We start from the raw sequence: 14,123 nt of genomic DNA, 5'->3' as shown, positions 1-14,123 counted from the left end.
TTCCTCCTTGCTAAAAAGCTAAATTAATTTCTGACTCTGCACCCATCTCATTAGAGATATCATTTACAAAAGCTGAAAATTGTTGTTTTCCCAGACGAACATTAATCACTGCAGGTTTAGTGCCACTTGTTACATTTACGTCATGTTCCATTTGTGCATTCATTCCGGAAAAACTGCGACGAATCGAAGCTTTAACATCAATTGATTCTGGTGCAACTTTCTCAAAACTATCCGTTAATATGCCAGCCATGGAAGAGACATTATTTTGAACATCTAAAAAAGTGTCATTTAATCCTTTATTTAGTCCATTCATAATTGCTCTACCTGCAGGAATCAAGAGCTTTTTATCATAACTAATAGGCCCTTTATGATCTAGAATCCAGTCGCCGATTCCACTAACAAATTCTTTACCTGCTTCCCAAGTTTCTTTTAAGCCATTAACAAATCCATCAATAACCGCTCTACCAGCCGCCAATAAATCAATATCTCCTAACGAAGAAAATAAATCTTTTATTCCATCTAAAACAGTCCCTATGATTTCTTTACCAGCTTCCATAAAATTACTAAACGTTGAAGTAATAAAATCACCAAAAGCTCCAACAATTGTCATAACCCCTTCCAACACACCATCCCAATCTCCCTTTATTAAAGATAAGACCGTATGAATGATTCCTGAAATAAATGTCATAACAAAATCGATTATTGCTTTAATTTGTTCAAATGCTCCCTTAACAACAGTTGTAATCACTTTTACAACAGTCGTAAATATATTAGAAATAACTGTCCAAACAGTATTAACAACAGTCATTATCGATTGTTGATTTTCCTGCCACCACGTAAGTAATCCGTTGAATGCATTTTGAATAAACATCGCAATATTCGCAATAATCGGTTGTAAAAATTCTGTAATCGCATTCCATGCGCTGATAATCGCCTCTCTGAAACCTTCATTCGTATTCCAAAGATAGACAATTGCTCCTACCAAAGCACCAATGGCTAATACAACCAAGCCTACCGGTGATAATAAAAATGATATTGCCGTAGTCAAACTCCCCATCATCCCCACTATATTGCCAATGATAGACATACCGGCAAGATAACCAATAAACGCGAGAATCATTCCACCCACAACAGGTAAAATTGGTTCTAAACCACTCAGGCTTCCGATGAAATTCGTAACAAATTCGATAATCGGTGGAATAAATTCAGCAGCTTTTAGTAAAATTTCTCCCATAATCGCTCCTGCGTTTCCAATAATATCCCCAATACTTCCTAGATTAGCCTTCTGAAGTCCTTCATCAACTGCTGCAATAATCTCCGTAAATCCTGTGGTAACAGACTCTCTTGCACTACCGATTCCTTCAGAAATCCCCATTGTTCCAGATGCACGATCCAACTCATCAAAGCGCTGGATTGCTTCGCCAAAAGAATCTTTTAGCAGACCAATACCTGAGTCTATTATGTTAAAAACATCCAGTTTTTTTACTGTGTTTACAATCGATGAACCCATTTTATTTGCTTCATCAACTGCTGATTGAAATGAACTTTTTGTTTTTTCTGCTTGTTCATCAGTCGTTTTTAACGTTTCATTGATTGTATTCATCGTATAGGTGAAGTTTTGGTCCGTTACAGAAAGTATGGTTTCAATTCTATGACTTTCCATGATTTCCTCCTTTCTTAGAATTAGCTTTTATAAGCAAACTTTTTAATGTCAGATTCTGCTTTTCTTCTATTCCTAGAACCTGCTTTTCATATTTTTCAAAATCAAAAAATTTTTTATACGTATTAAAATAAGGAACCTCTTTTTTTCCAATCTTTTTCGTTGCTTGGACCTGCTGATTCGCCCACGCTTGTTCATGTATCTTGTTTAATTGATCCAAAGATTTCAATCTGAATGCGGTCATTCGAATTTCATATTCGTATAAAGTCATCCGTTCTATGCTTCTGAAATCCACCATATCTAAATAACGAATGGCAGACAAAAGAATTTCCTCATATACCTCAGCAGAGCTACGATTTATTATCTTTGTTCGGCTTGCTTCATTCGGCTCTCTAGTTGTCGCATAGCTAACTTCCCCGCATTACTATCGCCTAATTCTTTAAGAACCTCATCAAACAGTGCTTCAATATCTTCACATTCATCAAGATAGTTATCTATTTCAGCTTGCTTCAATCGAGGATTCTCTGTTCTGTTAGCTAAATACAAAACATCTGCTAAGGTTGCAATATTCGTTGATTTTAGTTCAGGAATGATTGCTGCTGACAAAGCCAGCCCAAATCGAATGCCATTTTGCTCAATCGGTCTTTGTTTATCTAACTCACGCACAAACTTCACACCAAAAGTAAATAAATAGTCTTTATTATTAATTGTTAATTCCACTTAATTTCCTCCTCGTTATAAAGAGAGAGTGTTTCTCTCTCAATCACTAGCCTTCAGTTGTTGTAGCGTTTGCTACAGTATCTGTAAACGTGTACTGAACAACTTCTGCTTGTTTATCTGTTAAACTTGCATAACCTTCTTGTCCAATTCCATTAATCACAAATGAAAGACTCAACTCAACATTATCTTCCGCGTTAGCTGACGGTGTAAATTCTGAAACGTATCCTTGATAGTAGGTTGCTTTATACTTATCTTTGTTCTCATCTACGCCCAGTTCTGCTTTATTAATTTCCCAAATTTCAATAACTTCGCCATCAATCAATGCCTTTTTCATTTCATCAATATGTGCATCACCTTTTGCCATCAAAGAAGTTGCGGTTAACTCATATTCAATTGGATTCAAACTTTGTACATTTCCGTCTTTAGTAATAGTAGATTCTGCTTCTCTCGTCATTGAACTTTCATGTTCAGTTTGGAAAGCCATTTTCCACGCTTCCTCTTCTTCTGCTTTTCTTTTTAATCTGTATAACAAAATAATATCTAATCCTTTTACTACTTCCATCTTTCTAATTCCTCCTGTATACTTTTATTTGTTTTCTTAAGTTGATCCCTAGATTTCTCTTTCTTCAAAAAATACTGAATAATTAAACCATCGGACTCACTCCTTTTCGACTAGTAAGAAGATATGGACTTTTGTTATTTATCTTCTTTTCTTACGTTAAATTATTGGTATAGTAAAGCTTCTTAATACACCACTGAGCTCTTTCCTCAATATGATGAAACCCACTTACATATACGGTGAAAGAATTCGTTCCTTCTAAATTGATATTTTTGGTTTATCATTTGCTGAATGACCTCATACTCTTAGTTTAGACAATTTTCCTATAGAAAAATTCCAACTTTTTTCCATCCTTAAATGCCTAACTCATCCGCTAACTGTTCAAAAAATAAATTTCGTAAATTATATGCTTGTGTTTTACTTATAAACAGTTTCTGTGACATCCCAAGTAACGTTAAATTTGTTTTTTTATTTAAGTAAATCTCCTTAATTATTTTTTGAGTCGTTTCATCTGAACGATTTAAACACCTTTCTACTGCTCGCTTATTTTTCTCTAAAGTCCAAAGTCTTCGATCTGTTGTAATGGTCATCCGTTCCTGAGACTTGCGCTCCTCTTCAAAACAGTCCTCCATTTTTTCTTCCAATACATACAACAGCTCTTTTTCACGCTCTTTTATGTATTCATCCGTTCGGTAGTAGTCACCCAAAATATCTTTTAAATAATTCATCGTGGTTGTTTTCAAAATGGTTTCCTCCTCTATATATAAATGACTAAAATCTCTTACCCAAAATAATCCACTTTCTCCTTCTATTACTTTGTGCTAACGATACAAGAATGATTTACCATATCGCGATGTCTTTTACGCCTTTTTCTGGTAATAGTTGTTTGCCGATTTTTTGACACCGTCCTAAGTCAAATTGGAAAGCATGCGTATAATACAAAGGTGTGTTTTTCTTATGAACAAGGTACCTGTTTCCATCCATAGTTTCGACAATGACGGTATTTTCCAATATGCGAATCATTTTTCCTTCGATTTTTTCTCCATAAATCGTTTTGTAGTTCATCCGACTCCCCCCTTAGCCTTTTTTTCAATTAGTTTTATAGAAAATTTTAGTGAATAGAAGATAGTAGTTGACTTTTTTATAGAAAACTATAAAATAAAAGCAAAGAGCTATATTTAAAAACAGCAAAAGAAAGAAATTTTAACTACTAATCCACTCTATACGTAAATTTTCTCTTTGCTTTTACTTTTTCTGACAAAATCAATACTATAGCAAACTATAAAAATAGTCAACCAAAATTATAGAAAACTATAAATTAATTAGAAAGGAATTTTCTCATGTCTGTATTCGACCGAATTAAACAGCTCTCTGAGCAACGTGGCAAAAGTGTTTCTCAAGTTGCTGTAGAGTTAGGCTTTAGTGAAAATTTATTTTATCAATGGAAAACGGCAAGTCCAAAATCTGATCGACTAGAAAAAGTTGCAGACTATTTTCATGTTAGTACAGACTATCTTTTAGGTAGGACAAATAGTCCTTCTGATTCATCTCAAAGCTTATCAATAGATGAAGATGGCTTTATCTCTCATTTCCGTCTAAATACTGCAAATATGAATGTAGAGGATACAGAAGAACTAGAAGAAGAACTAAAAGAATATATGGATTTTCTCATTCAAAAAGCAATGGATAAGAAAAAAAGACGTAATAAGTAAGGTGGTTGATCGTATTGGACTACGTTGATTCGGGGCTTTATTTTGAAGCCTCAGATATTGCAAACGAGTTATGTAACGAAGCAGCTGCTTATCTTTCAAAACCAATTGAGCGAGTGAACTGCTTTGATGTAAAAACATATGTTGAAGAAGTTGAAGATATCGAGTTTATTGAAGTGACTTTTAAGAAACATCTAAGAAAGATGATGCTTGGCTCAACTTCAAAAATTGCAGGAGAAATTTTTATTTCTATAAATGCAGAGTTAATGATCGAACGAAAGAACTTCACATGCATGCATGAAATTATTCATTACTATCGGGATATTCCTTATGAACAAGAAAACCATACCTTTTCAGATATGATTGAAGAAAACGGCTACTTGTCGGAAGATTTCCCAAAAGAGTATCGAGCAAATGTAGGAGCAAGTATCCTGATGGCTAATGATCAAGCCCTGCAATATGCTCTTAAAAAATTTGAAACTTTCGAAGAAGTAGCGCGCTATTTTTTCATGAGTAAAGCGGCGCTGTTCAATAGGCTGAGTGATTATTTAATCTATGTTCATAACTGCACTCCTTCTTATTCAAGAACCCTTATCAATCACTATAAGTTCGGCCGGAAAAACGATTTATTTCAAGTTTTTTTCAGCTAGCTAGATAAACTAGTCACCCATCAAACAGCCCTTATTCGTAGAAATCTCAGATTCTTACGAGGAAGGGTTATTTTATTTCCTATGACTTTAATGAGGGCGCTTGTATTTTGAAAAATCTTCGCAGAATATAGGAGGCACTCTCTCTGGACAAGACACCCATTTAAAAGTACACCTTTCTTTTGTAGAAATAAAACAAGCAGTAAAATTCATTTGCCAGAAAATTATTTGTATGCTTCTTGTCAAAAACAAACAAATTCTATTAATTAAGTTCTCTCTCAACAACAAAATATCCTGTGTTCATTCAACATGAAAATTTAGCATATCCACATTACCTATCTACATATCCCCTGACTATACTCTTCAATAACCATTCGTTAAAGCAAATTAGTTATTTCATTTATCTATAATATTTACTAACACCTTATCCTCACCTATACTTAATTATTGCAATCAGTTGGCTTTATTTCTATTATTATTCTTGTTTTCCTATGATATAATACATTTATAGAAATGATATTTATTTCAGATTATTCATGTACTTTTTTGATTAACTCATTTGAACACAGTTTTACTAAAACGATTTTACTTACAAGGAGGAAATATGATGGCTTTATTTGGCAATTTGGTACAAGGTGCGTTAGGTAATTATTCTGAAAAAACTCCTGAGCAGTTGCAGAAAGAGTATGGAGATTATCTTTTTGACAATGAAACAATTACAATGGGGTACCAGCTTATTCGTGATGCTTTGGTCTTCACAACTCATCGAATTATTTTCATTGATAAGCAAGGGGCAACAGGGAAAAAAACCGCTTTTCGTTCCATTCATTTAGACTCAATCATTGATGTTGACATGGAAACGGCTGGGCTTGGGTTAGATGACAGTCAACTCACAGTAACCTATTTGGCAAATGTTAATCAACGATCAAATAATGAAGTTCATCAAACCCATTTATTTGAGTTTCCTAAAAAAACGGATATCTTACCCGTTTATCGCTATTTAGGTAGCATTAGTATCGCCAATCGAGAACGAATTAATAAGTAATTCATTTCAGTAATTGTAATCGATTTCTCTGATCCTAAATCAAAATTGAATGTAGAAACATACTTCCCACCAATTGGTGAGAAGTATGTTTCGATTAAAAAATAGACGCAGATGAATTGTCTTCATCCGCATCAAAAATTGTAGAACTCGTTTTTTACGTTCTTCTAGTTCCCTTACTAGTTCATAATCCAGTTTTTACATAATATTTCGATAAATCTACATCGGTTAAAGATTTACCACAAAAAATAAAAAGCCATCTCTATTTAATGAGATGGCTGAGGTTAAATCTTTTGCATTTGTTTGTAGTTAATAATAACTACTCCATTACTTTGTGTCATGAGTTGATCATTTTCGTGTGTTTGATCAATCTCAACTACGGCAGAGTTCTTAAGCTGTTTAGTTATTGTTCCTGTTTGCATCTTTCCATGGACTGTAAAAGTAACATGCGTATCTACCATAAAATCTTCTCCAAGTTCAGAGGGGACAACGGTAGAATCAAACTTTCCAAATGTAGCCATTCATAAAACCTACCTTTCTAATATAATTATAGCACATTTTGTGAAAAATATCATGAAATGAAAATGAAGAAATATTTTTACTTTACAAATTGAAGTTTTTTTACTATAATTTCATATGTGTTTCGCCAACTTAGCTCAGTAGGTAGAGCAACGCACTCGTAACGCGTAGGTCACAGGTTCGATTCCTGCAGTTGGCATTCTAAAAAGTCTGATCATTCAACGTTCACTCGTCGAATGGTCAGCTTTTTTATTTCATGTCAGTTTTTATTCGTCCAAATTATATCTTTACAATTTTTTATATTATGCATCCGCTGTTCCACATAAAATCATTTGTACCTTTTCGACACAAGAATATTCTCCATGCTCATAAAGTCAAATTCTTATTATGCATCCAAGAAAAAACATCCTTTAAAAAGAAATACGGAATCATTTTTCCTTCTGCTGCCAATTGATTTACTTCTTCTTGAGTGACCCAGCGAACATTTTGAACCTCTTCTTTTTGCAGAGTCATTTCTTCTAATGATACATCTTGATGAATTATCCAAAAATCATCAAAGCCGTTAGGAAAGTGCCAAGAAAACTTTAGGCGACTGTTTGATAAATTAACTATAATCCCTAATTCCTCCTTCACTTCTCTTGCCATCGCCTGTTGAGAATTTTCTCCTTTTAACGCTGAACCAGCTGCAGAAAAATCCCAAAAATTGGGCCACCCTTCTTTCTCTGCCTGCCTTTGCTGAATGAGAAGTTTTCCTTCTGAATTAAAAATCAGAGCAGTCACCACAAGATGATACTCCCCCTCTTTCATTTTTTCACCCCGTATATGTACTCGTCCGGTCTTTTCACGATTTTCGGTATAAATGTCCCATTCTTCCATAAAAGTCTCTCCTTACGCAACCAGTTAGGTATTAAAACTATCCTTTTTCTATGAACTCCATACTATCTACAATAAAAAAGAAGAGCTTACACATAACTCTAACAGTTACTTTCAGCTCTTCTAAAATCTTAATAAGGGTCGGTAGGAGGGGAAAACTCATCCTCTTCAACAATTTAATACATACTTGAGATGTACCTAATTGCTGCTCAAAGTTTTCCGTTCCACCCTCCTCTCTACCACTATTTATTTTGTTCCAAACAAACGGTCACCTGCATCTCCTAGACCAGGGACAATGTAACCATCTTCGTTTAGTTTTTCATCTAATGCTGCTGTATAGATATCAATATCTGGATGAGCATCTTGTAAAGCTTTTACGCCTTCTGGAGCAGAAACTAGGCAAACAAATTTAATATTTGAAGCACCACGTTTTTTTAATGAATCAATAGCCATGATTGCTGAACCACCTGTTGCCAACATTGGATCAACAACAAATAATTGACGACTATCAATATCTTCTGGAAGTTTCAAGAAATATTCATGTGGCTCTAATGTTTCTTCGTCACGATACAAACCAACATGACCTACTTTTGCTGCTGGAATTAATTCTAGGATTCCATCAACCATACCGATTCCGGCACGCAAGATTGGAATAATTGCTACTTTTTTCCCAGTTAAAGTTTTTTGTGTTGTTTCGCCCATTGGTGTTTCAATAACAATATCTTCTAACGGCATGTCACGAGAAACTTCGTAAGCCATTAGCATAGCAATTTCATTTACTACCTCACGAAAAACTTTTGTACCACAGTTCTTTTCTCTGATAATTGTTAGTTTGTGTTGAATTAATGGATGATCAATTACTTGAAATTTGCCCATTTCAATTCTCCTTACTATTCTTTATTTTCATTTCTATTTATTGTAAAACAAAATCGAAGGATTGACTAGTCAATCCTTCGAAAACTTTTAACGATAGAGGGGATATTTATTCGTTAATTCTTTTACGCCAGCTTTTACCTCAGCTAATTGTTCTTCGTCATCTTTTGCACGCAACGCTTTTACGACTAGCTTAGCTACTTCAATTGCATCACGTTCATTGAATCCACGACTTGTAATCGCTGGAGTTCCAATTCGGATACCACTTGTTTTAAATGGGCTTAGCTTTTCAAAAGGAATGGAATTTTTATTTACTGTGATATTTACTGTATCTAAAATAGTTTCTGCTTCTTTTCCGTTTAATCCAAAATCAGTCACATCAATTAATAATAAATGATTATCTGTGTCACCAGAAATTAAGCGTGCTTCTGGTGCTTGATTGAACACTTTAGCCATCGCTTTTGCATTATCAATGATTTGTTGGCTGTATTCCTTAAAGCTTGGATCTAAAGCCTCTTTGAAAGCAACAGCCTTAGCTGCAATCACATGCTCTAGCGGTCCGCCTTGGATGCCTGGGAAAATTGCACTATTCACCTTTTTCGCTAATTCTTCATCATTTGTTAAAATCATACCACCACGTGGACCACGTAACGTTTTATGGGTAGTCGTTGTCGTAATATCTGCATAAGGAATTGGATTAGGATGTAAGCCTGCAGCAACTAAGCCTGCAATATGTGCCATATCCACCATCAATTTTGCGCCAACCTCATCTGCAATTTCACGGAATTTTGAAAAATCAATCGTTCGTCCATAAGCGCTTGCGCCCGCAACAATTAATTTTGGCTTGTGCTGTCTAGCCAAAATACGCACAACATTATAATCAATGACCTCTGTTGCAGGATCAACCCCATAGCTTACAAAATTATATGTTTTTCCGCTAAAGTTTACTGGTGAACCATGGGTCAAATGTCCTCCCGCAGACAAATCCATCCCTAAAACAGTATCACCTGTTTCAATCAAAGCCAAGTAGGCTGCTGTATTTGCTTGAGAGCCAGAATGAGGCTGCACGTTAACAAATTTTGCACCAAAAATTTCTTTTGCACGATCAATTGCTAAGTTTTCAATAACATCCACAAATTCGCAACCACCATAGTAACGTTTTCCTGGATAACCTTCTGCATATTTATTGGTTAAAATACTTCCTTGAGCTGCCATAACGCCTTCTGAAACAACATTTTCTGAAGCAATCAACTCCAAATTATTTTCTTGTCGTTCATGCTCTTTTGCAATTGCTTCCCATACCTCTGTATCCATTGCCTTATAATCCATAAACAAATAACACCCCTCAATAATTATTTTTTTATAGCTGCAGATTAAATTGTATCATACTTACAGAAAGTTTCTTAAAACAAAGTATTACTTTTCAAAATACTTTTGACCGGCCGCTTTCTTCAATCGGTTCATATACGCTTCCCCAAGTCCTTCTTCAGAAAAGATTTCTACATAAATAATCGACAACTTTTGCGAATCATCTAAAGCTCTGAGTCCTGCGAATAGTCCGTGTGTAGCTGCTTTTATTGAATTATCTGTATAAGAAAATGTTTCTCTTACTTCTTTCCCCCAGCGTTCTATCACTTTGGGTCCTGCCAAAATTCCTATTACCTGATGATTTTCTTTGCCCCACTGGATAGCTGCCTCCCAATCCTCTGGACGAATCATCATCACTTGTGTATCTGGTGAATAATGTTTATATTTCATTCCCGGAGCTTTTGGTGCTTCATTTTCCTTGACTAGATGACTGTCTATCTCAATGGTTGTCTGTAACACCTTTTCTAACACCTCTTTTGTTACAGCTCCTGGTCTCAATATCATTGGTGGTTTTTTTGGATCACTTAGATCAAGAACTGTCGATTCTACACCAATTTGAGTCGGTCCATCATCAAGAATTCCCGCAATTTTTCCTTTCATATCATGATAGACATGTGCGGCTGTTGTTGGACTTGGTTTACCAGAAGTATTTGCGCTCGGTCCGACAATTGGTACACCCGACAATCTAATAAAATCTAGTGTTTTTTTATTATCCGGCATCCGAAAAGCAGCTGTGGATAAACCACCAGTAACTACACGTGGTAAGCTCCCTTTTTTGATACAGAAAATCATCGTTAATGGTCCAGGCCAAAAATTTTTAATTATTTTTTCCGTCAGTGGATGAAAGTTATCCACATACTCTTCTAGTTGAGAAACCTCTGCTATATGAACAATTAATGGATTGTCGCTAGGTCGTCCTTTCACTTCAAAAACCTTTCGTACAGAATCTGCCAACAACGCATTCGCACCCAATCCGTAGACTGTTTCTGTTGGAAAAGCAACGAGTTCTCCATTCACTATTTGCTTAGACGCTTCAGCAATTTGATCTTCTTGATATATTTTTGTATCCACAGCTTATCCACAGCTCCTTTTTTCTAAAACAGAGTCGTTTTCCACTTCATATTTCACTTATCCACGAACTGTGGAAAAATGATTTGTCAAGTGTGTATAACTCTGTTGATAACTTTTTATGTTCTATGAAAACTTACTTTCAAACGTTTTTTAACTCCTCAGCTTCTCGAAAAATTTTTTTTATCCACAGTTGTCAATTTTTTTGCCTGACTATTCTTTACAAAAATGATTTCCTTATCCATAAACATAAATCATTCGATCTTTTCCAGACAAATCTTTTCTAATTTCTATTTTCTTTTGTGGAAATTTCTTTTGGAATATTTGTCGAACAGCTTCTCCTTGTTGGAAACCAATTTCTAAAAATATTTTTCCTTCGGTCTTTAAACAGATAGCCGCTTCTTCTGCAAGTTGTTCATAAACTGCTAATCCCTCATTGTCGGCAAACAGTGCCAGCTTTGGCTCATACGTACGCACACTTTCATCCATCAAATCCCACTCATTTTGGCTAATATAGGGTGGATTAGAAATGAGAACATCGATTGTTTCATTTAGTAACGGCTTCAAACCATCACCTAAAATAAACGTAACTGCAATCGCAAGCCGTTCCCCGTTTTCTTTGGCTACCTCTAGTGCTTCTGGAGAAATATCCACAGCATCTACTTGCCACTGGGGCCGTTTCGCTTTTAGACTTAACGCAATTGCGCCTGTCCCTGTCCCTACATCTACAACATGGAGAGGGAGATTTTTAGAGGTTTCCTGTAAACAAAGGGCCACCAGCTCTTCTGTTTCTGGACGTGGAATCAGTGTAGCCTCTGTTACTTTAAATCGATGATCATAAAAGTCAGCATATCCTAGTAAATAATGCGGCGGAATATTTTCCAACAGAGCAGCGATATCTGCTTGAATCTGTTGCTGGTCAGCCTCTGATATCTCTTGATTCATATTCAATACCCATTGAGTCTTCGTCCAATTTTTTCTTTCTAAAAATAGAAACTGAATCCCGTAGCCTTCTTTTCCTTTAGCTTCTAAAAAAGAAGAAGCCCGTGAAAGGACTTCTCGATATGTTTGTTTAGCCATTTTGCATCTCTTCTAGTTTGGATGTTTGATCGTAAAGAACCAACGCATCAACAATTTCGTCTAATTTCCCAGCTAAAATTTGGTCTAGCTTTTGAATTGTTAACCCAATTCTATGGTCTGTTACACGATTTTGAGGGAAATTATAGGTACGGATACGTTCAGAACGATCTCCAGTTCCTACAGCTGATTTACGACTTGCATCGTACTCGCTTTGCGCTTCTTGAGAGATTTGGTCGTAGACACGTGCACGCAAAATTTTCATTGCTTTCTCACGGTTCTTAATTTGAGAACGTTCATCTTGCATTGCCACAGCAATTCCTGTTGGAAGGTGGGTTAAGCGAACAGCTGAAGCAGTCTTATTGACGTGCTGTCCACCAGCACCCGATGCATGATAAATATCGGTACGAATATCTTTGTCAGCAATATCAATTTCAACTTCTTCGGCTTCTGGCATAACCACAACTGTTGACGTTGAGGTATGAATTCTTCCTTGCGATTCTGTAGAAGGAACACGTTGTACCCGGTGCGCACCACTCTCATATTTCAATTTTGAATACACGTTCTCTCCAGTAATCATCATAATAACTTCTTTATACCCGCCAATTCCAGTCACGTTAGCTTCTAAAACCTCTACTCGCCAACCTTGAGATTCTGCATATTTTTGATACATATTAAATAAATCACCAGCAAATAACGCTGCTTCATCTCCGCCTGCTGCCCCACGAATTTCCATGATAATATTTTTGTCATCATTAGGGTCTTTAGGTAAAAGTAAGATTTTGATTCGTTCTTCTAACACTTCTTTTTCTTTCTTTAAATCGGATAACTCTTCTTTTGCCATCTCTGCCATATCCGCGTCTAAGCTTTCGCCTAACAGCTCTTCTGTATCACTGATTCCATCAACGACCGTTTTATAACGACGATAGACTTCGACTGTTTCTCTTGTATTTGCTTCTTCCTTTGATAACTCCATAAACCGTTTCGTATCTGAAATGACTTCAGGGTCACTTAATAACTCACCTAACTCTTCATAACGATCTTCAATGGATTGTAACTGATCATACATAGTTGTTTTCTCCCTCTTCTTTCATTTCCGGATGGAAGTAGTGATGACGGCAAACCGGGTAATACGCTTCATTTCCACCAATTTGTACTTGGTCCCCTTCATAAACAGGCTTACCGTTCACATAATGCAGGTTCATAATTGCCTTTTTGTGACAGAACCAGCAGATTGTTTTTAGTTCTTCAATTTTATCTGCATAAAGCAACAGATATTTTGAGCCTTCAAATAACTCATTTCGAAAATCATTTTTTAACCCAAATGCCATCACTGGAATGTGCAGTTCATCCACCACTCGAGCAAATTCAATGACATGTTTTTTTAGTAAAAATTGTGATTCATCTACAAGTATACAAAATGGTTTTACTGCCATTTGATTAATAAACTCATATACGTTCGTTTCTGGAAAGATTGGCGTTGCCTCTCTTTTCAAACCGATTCGACTAGAAACCATTCCGACACCATCACGTGTATCTAACCCACTGGTCATAAGTACAACAGGTTTATTTTGCTCCTCGTAATTATGAGCAACTTTCAATATTTCGATTGTTTTTCCACTATTCATTGCCCCATATTTAAAAAATAATTGCGCCATTTCACCTGTCACCCTTCGTTTTACTCTTTGATATTATACTAGAAAAACAACTTTTTTTACAGTATGATTTTCTAATCCAGCAAAATAGCTGCACTTTTTCTTTTTTATTGATGATTTCCACAAAAAAAGTAAGACAAAAGCCTTACTTTCTTTATTATAGTCATTTCATCCTACTACTTTTTACTTCGTTGTCTTCTTTTCCTCTATATTATTTTTTTGTTCTTCTTTTTTTATCGACAAAATCTCATCAATAGAATCTTTCTTCAAAAATGCACCTAGACCCTTTGCCAACATTTGTGTTTGTCTTAAAACGAAATCTTTCTCATACTCAGCCACTTTATTTCCTCCTG

At 35.6% G+C, this 14,123-nt stretch carries 18 protein-coding genes and 1 tRNA gene; 4 read left to right on the top strand and 15 right to left on the bottom strand.

From position 1 onward, the window contains the following. Positions 1–10 precede the first annotated feature (10 nt). From I589_RS01945 to I589_RS01920, 6 genes are all read right to left on the bottom strand, one after another. Positions 11–1,663, bottom strand: coding sequence for a phage tail protein (locus I589_RS01945; RefSeq protein WP_010769817.1), 1,653 nt, complete (start codon positions 1,661–1,663; stop codon positions 11–13). Next, positions 1,650–1,958 (bottom strand): hypothetical protein, encoded by a 309-nt coding sequence (locus tag I589_RS01940; RefSeq protein WP_034684549.1) that lies wholly within the window; start codon positions 1,956–1,958, stop codon positions 1,650–1,652. Before I589_RS01940 ends, I589_RS01945 begins: the two co-directional genes overlap by 14 nt. A 62-nt stretch (positions 1,959–2,020) precedes the next feature. Continuing rightward, positions 2,021–2,380: a tail assembly chaperone gene (locus I589_RS01935; protein WP_010769819.1), complete on the bottom strand. Its 360-nt coding sequence runs from the start codon at positions 2,378–2,380 to the stop codon at positions 2,021–2,023. A 46-nt stretch (positions 2,381–2,426) separates the two neighbouring features. After that, on the bottom strand, positions 2,427–2,942 hold the full coding sequence (locus I589_RS01930) for a phage major tail protein, TP901-1 family (protein WP_010769820.1): 516 nt from the start codon (positions 2,940–2,942) through the stop codon (positions 2,427–2,429). Positions 2,943–3,292: 350 nt separating this feature from the next. Beyond that, positions 3,293–3,682 (bottom strand): RinA family phage transcriptional regulator, encoded by a 390-nt coding sequence (locus tag I589_RS01925; RefSeq protein ID WP_010769821.1) that lies wholly within the window; start codon positions 3,680–3,682, stop codon positions 3,293–3,295. Between the two features lie 97 nt (positions 3,683–3,779). Further along, positions 3,780–4,004 (bottom strand): hypothetical protein, encoded by a 225-nt coding sequence (locus I589_RS01920; RefSeq protein ID WP_010769822.1) that lies wholly within the window; start codon positions 4,002–4,004, stop codon positions 3,780–3,782. A 275-nt stretch (positions 4,005–4,279) separates the two neighbouring features. Here I589_RS01920 and I589_RS01915 point away from each other — a divergent pair, with 275 nt between their 5' ends. The 3 genes from I589_RS01915 to I589_RS01905 all read left to right on the top strand — a co-directional run bounded on the left by I589_RS01915 (position 4,280) and on the right by I589_RS01905 (position 6,340). After that, positions 4,280–4,651 carry a helix-turn-helix domain-containing protein gene (locus I589_RS01915; RefSeq protein ID WP_010769823.1) on the top strand — a complete coding sequence of 124 codons (372 nt, stop codon included), beginning with the start codon at positions 4,280–4,282 and terminating at the stop codon, positions 4,649–4,651. Between the two features lie 14 nt (positions 4,652–4,665). After that, the gene (locus tag I589_RS18010) at positions 4,666–5,298 is read left to right on the top strand and encodes an ImmA/IrrE family metallo-endopeptidase (protein WP_010769824.1); all 633 of its coding nucleotides are present in this window, start codon (positions 4,666–4,668) and stop codon (positions 5,296–5,298) included. Positions 5,299–5,902: 604 nt separating this feature from the next. Beyond that, a complete protein-coding gene (locus I589_RS01905; RefSeq protein WP_010769825.1) occupies positions 5,903–6,340 on the top strand; it encodes a PH domain-containing protein in 438 nt (145 codons plus the stop codon). Between the two features lie 281 nt (positions 6,341–6,621). Here the strand turns inward: I589_RS01905 and I589_RS01900 are convergent, their stop codons facing one another. Beyond that, on the bottom strand, positions 6,622–6,858 hold the full coding sequence (locus tag I589_RS01900; protein ID WP_010769826.1) for a hypothetical protein: 237 nt from the start codon (positions 6,856–6,858) through the stop codon (positions 6,622–6,624). Between the two features lie 124 nt (positions 6,859–6,982). Between I589_RS01900 and I589_RS01895 the strand changes: the two genes are divergently transcribed. Beyond that, positions 6,983–7,055, top strand: a tRNA-Thr gene (locus I589_RS01895). 167 nt (positions 7,056–7,222) lie between these two features. Here I589_RS01895 and I589_RS01890 read toward each other — a convergent pair. The 8 genes from I589_RS01890 to I589_RS18270 form a co-directional block, all read right to left on the bottom strand. Continuing rightward, complete coding sequence (locus tag I589_RS01890; RefSeq protein ID WP_010769827.1) at positions 7,223–7,732, bottom strand: NUDIX hydrolase; 510 nt, start codon at positions 7,730–7,732, stop codon at positions 7,223–7,225. A gap of 243 nt (positions 7,733–7,975) precedes the next feature. Next, complete coding sequence (gene upp / locus I589_RS01885) at positions 7,976–8,605, bottom strand: uracil phosphoribosyltransferase (RefSeq protein WP_010769828.1); 630 nt, start codon at positions 8,603–8,605, stop codon at positions 7,976–7,978. An 87-nt stretch (positions 8,606–8,692) separates the two neighbouring features. Beyond that, on the bottom strand, positions 8,693–9,931 hold the full coding sequence (gene glyA, locus I589_RS01880) for a serine hydroxymethyltransferase (protein WP_034684263.1): 1,239 nt from the start codon (positions 9,929–9,931) through the stop codon (positions 8,693–8,695). Between the two features lie 87 nt (positions 9,932–10,018). Then, positions 10,019–11,041: an L-threonylcarbamoyladenylate synthase gene (locus I589_RS01875; RefSeq protein WP_010769830.1), complete on the bottom strand. Its 1,023-nt coding sequence runs from the start codon at positions 11,039–11,041 to the stop codon at positions 10,019–10,021. A 234-nt stretch (positions 11,042–11,275) separates the two neighbouring features. Then, positions 11,276–12,118, bottom strand: coding sequence for a peptide chain release factor N(5)-glutamine methyltransferase (prmC, locus tag I589_RS01870; RefSeq protein WP_010769831.1), 843 nt, complete (start codon positions 12,116–12,118; stop codon positions 11,276–11,278). After that, positions 12,111–13,184 (bottom strand): peptide chain release factor 1, encoded by a 1,074-nt coding sequence (gene prfA / locus I589_RS01865; RefSeq protein ID WP_010769832.1) that lies wholly within the window; start codon positions 13,182–13,184, stop codon positions 12,111–12,113. Before prfA ends, prmC begins: the two co-directional genes overlap by 8 nt. Next, positions 13,177–13,773, bottom strand: coding sequence for a thymidine kinase (locus I589_RS01860; RefSeq protein ID WP_010769833.1), 597 nt, complete (start codon positions 13,771–13,773; stop codon positions 13,177–13,179). Before I589_RS01860 ends, prfA begins: the two co-directional genes overlap by 8 nt. Before the next feature lie 180 nt (positions 13,774–13,953). Continuing rightward, positions 13,954–14,109: a hypothetical protein gene (locus I589_RS18270; protein ID WP_010769834.1), complete on the bottom strand. Its 156-nt coding sequence runs from the start codon at positions 14,107–14,109 to the stop codon at positions 13,954–13,956. Positions 14,110–14,123: the final 14 nt, after the last annotated feature.

This window comes from Enterococcus phoeniculicola ATCC BAA-412 (genome assembly GCF_000407505.1).
Lineage (GTDB): Bacteria > Bacillota > Bacilli > Lactobacillales > Enterococcaceae > Enterococcus_K > Enterococcus_K phoeniculicola.
Note: the sequence above shows the minus strand (reverse complement) of the source record. Positions and strands in the feature narration are given on the sequence as shown.

What these genes read in the sequence shown, in the direction of transcription:
- I589_RS01945 (WP_010769817.1), bottom strand. Translation starts at nt 1,663, where the DNA reads ATGGAAAGTCATAGAATTGAAACCATACTTTCTGTAACGGACCAAAAC.
- I589_RS01940 (WP_034684549.1), bottom strand. Translation starts at nt 1,958, where the DNA reads ATGGTGGATTTCAGAAGCATAGAACGGATGACTTTATACGAATATGAA.
- I589_RS01930 (WP_010769820.1), bottom strand. Translation starts at nt 2,942, where the DNA reads ATGGAAGTAGTAAAAGGATTAGATATTATTTTGTTATACAGATTAAAA.
- I589_RS01920 (WP_010769822.1), bottom strand. Translation starts at nt 4,004, where the DNA reads ATGAACTACAAAACGATTTATGGAGAAAAAATCGAAGGAAAAATGATT.
- I589_RS01915 (WP_010769823.1), top strand. Translation starts at nt 4,280, where the DNA reads ATGTCTGTATTCGACCGAATTAAACAGCTCTCTGAGCAACGTGGCAAA.
- I589_RS01905 (WP_010769825.1), top strand. Translation starts at nt 5,903, where the DNA reads ATGGCTTTATTTGGCAATTTGGTACAAGGTGCGTTAGGTAATTATTCT.
- I589_RS01900 (WP_010769826.1), bottom strand. Translation starts at nt 6,858, where the DNA reads ATGGCTACATTTGGAAAGTTTGATTCTACCGTTGTCCCCTCTGAACTT.
- I589_RS01890 (WP_010769827.1), bottom strand. Translation starts at nt 7,732, where the DNA reads ATGGAAGAATGGGACATTTATACCGAAAATCGTGAAAAGACCGGACGA.
- upp (WP_010769828.1), bottom strand. Translation starts at nt 8,605, where the DNA reads ATGGGCAAATTTCAAGTAATTGATCATCCATTAATTCAACACAAACTA.
- glyA (WP_034684263.1), bottom strand. Translation starts at nt 9,931, where the DNA reads ATGGATTATAAGGCAATGGATACAGAGGTATGGGAAGCAATTGCAAAA.
- prmC (WP_010769831.1), bottom strand. Translation starts at nt 12,118, where the DNA reads ATGGCTAAACAAACATATCGAGAAGTCCTTTCACGGGCTTCTTCTTTT.
- prfA (WP_010769832.1), bottom strand. Translation starts at nt 13,184, where the DNA reads ATGTATGATCAGTTACAATCCATTGAAGATCGTTATGAAGAGTTAGGT.
- I589_RS01860 (WP_010769833.1), bottom strand. Translation starts at nt 13,773, where the DNA reads ATGGCGCAATTATTTTTTAAATATGGGGCAATGAATAGTGGAAAAACA.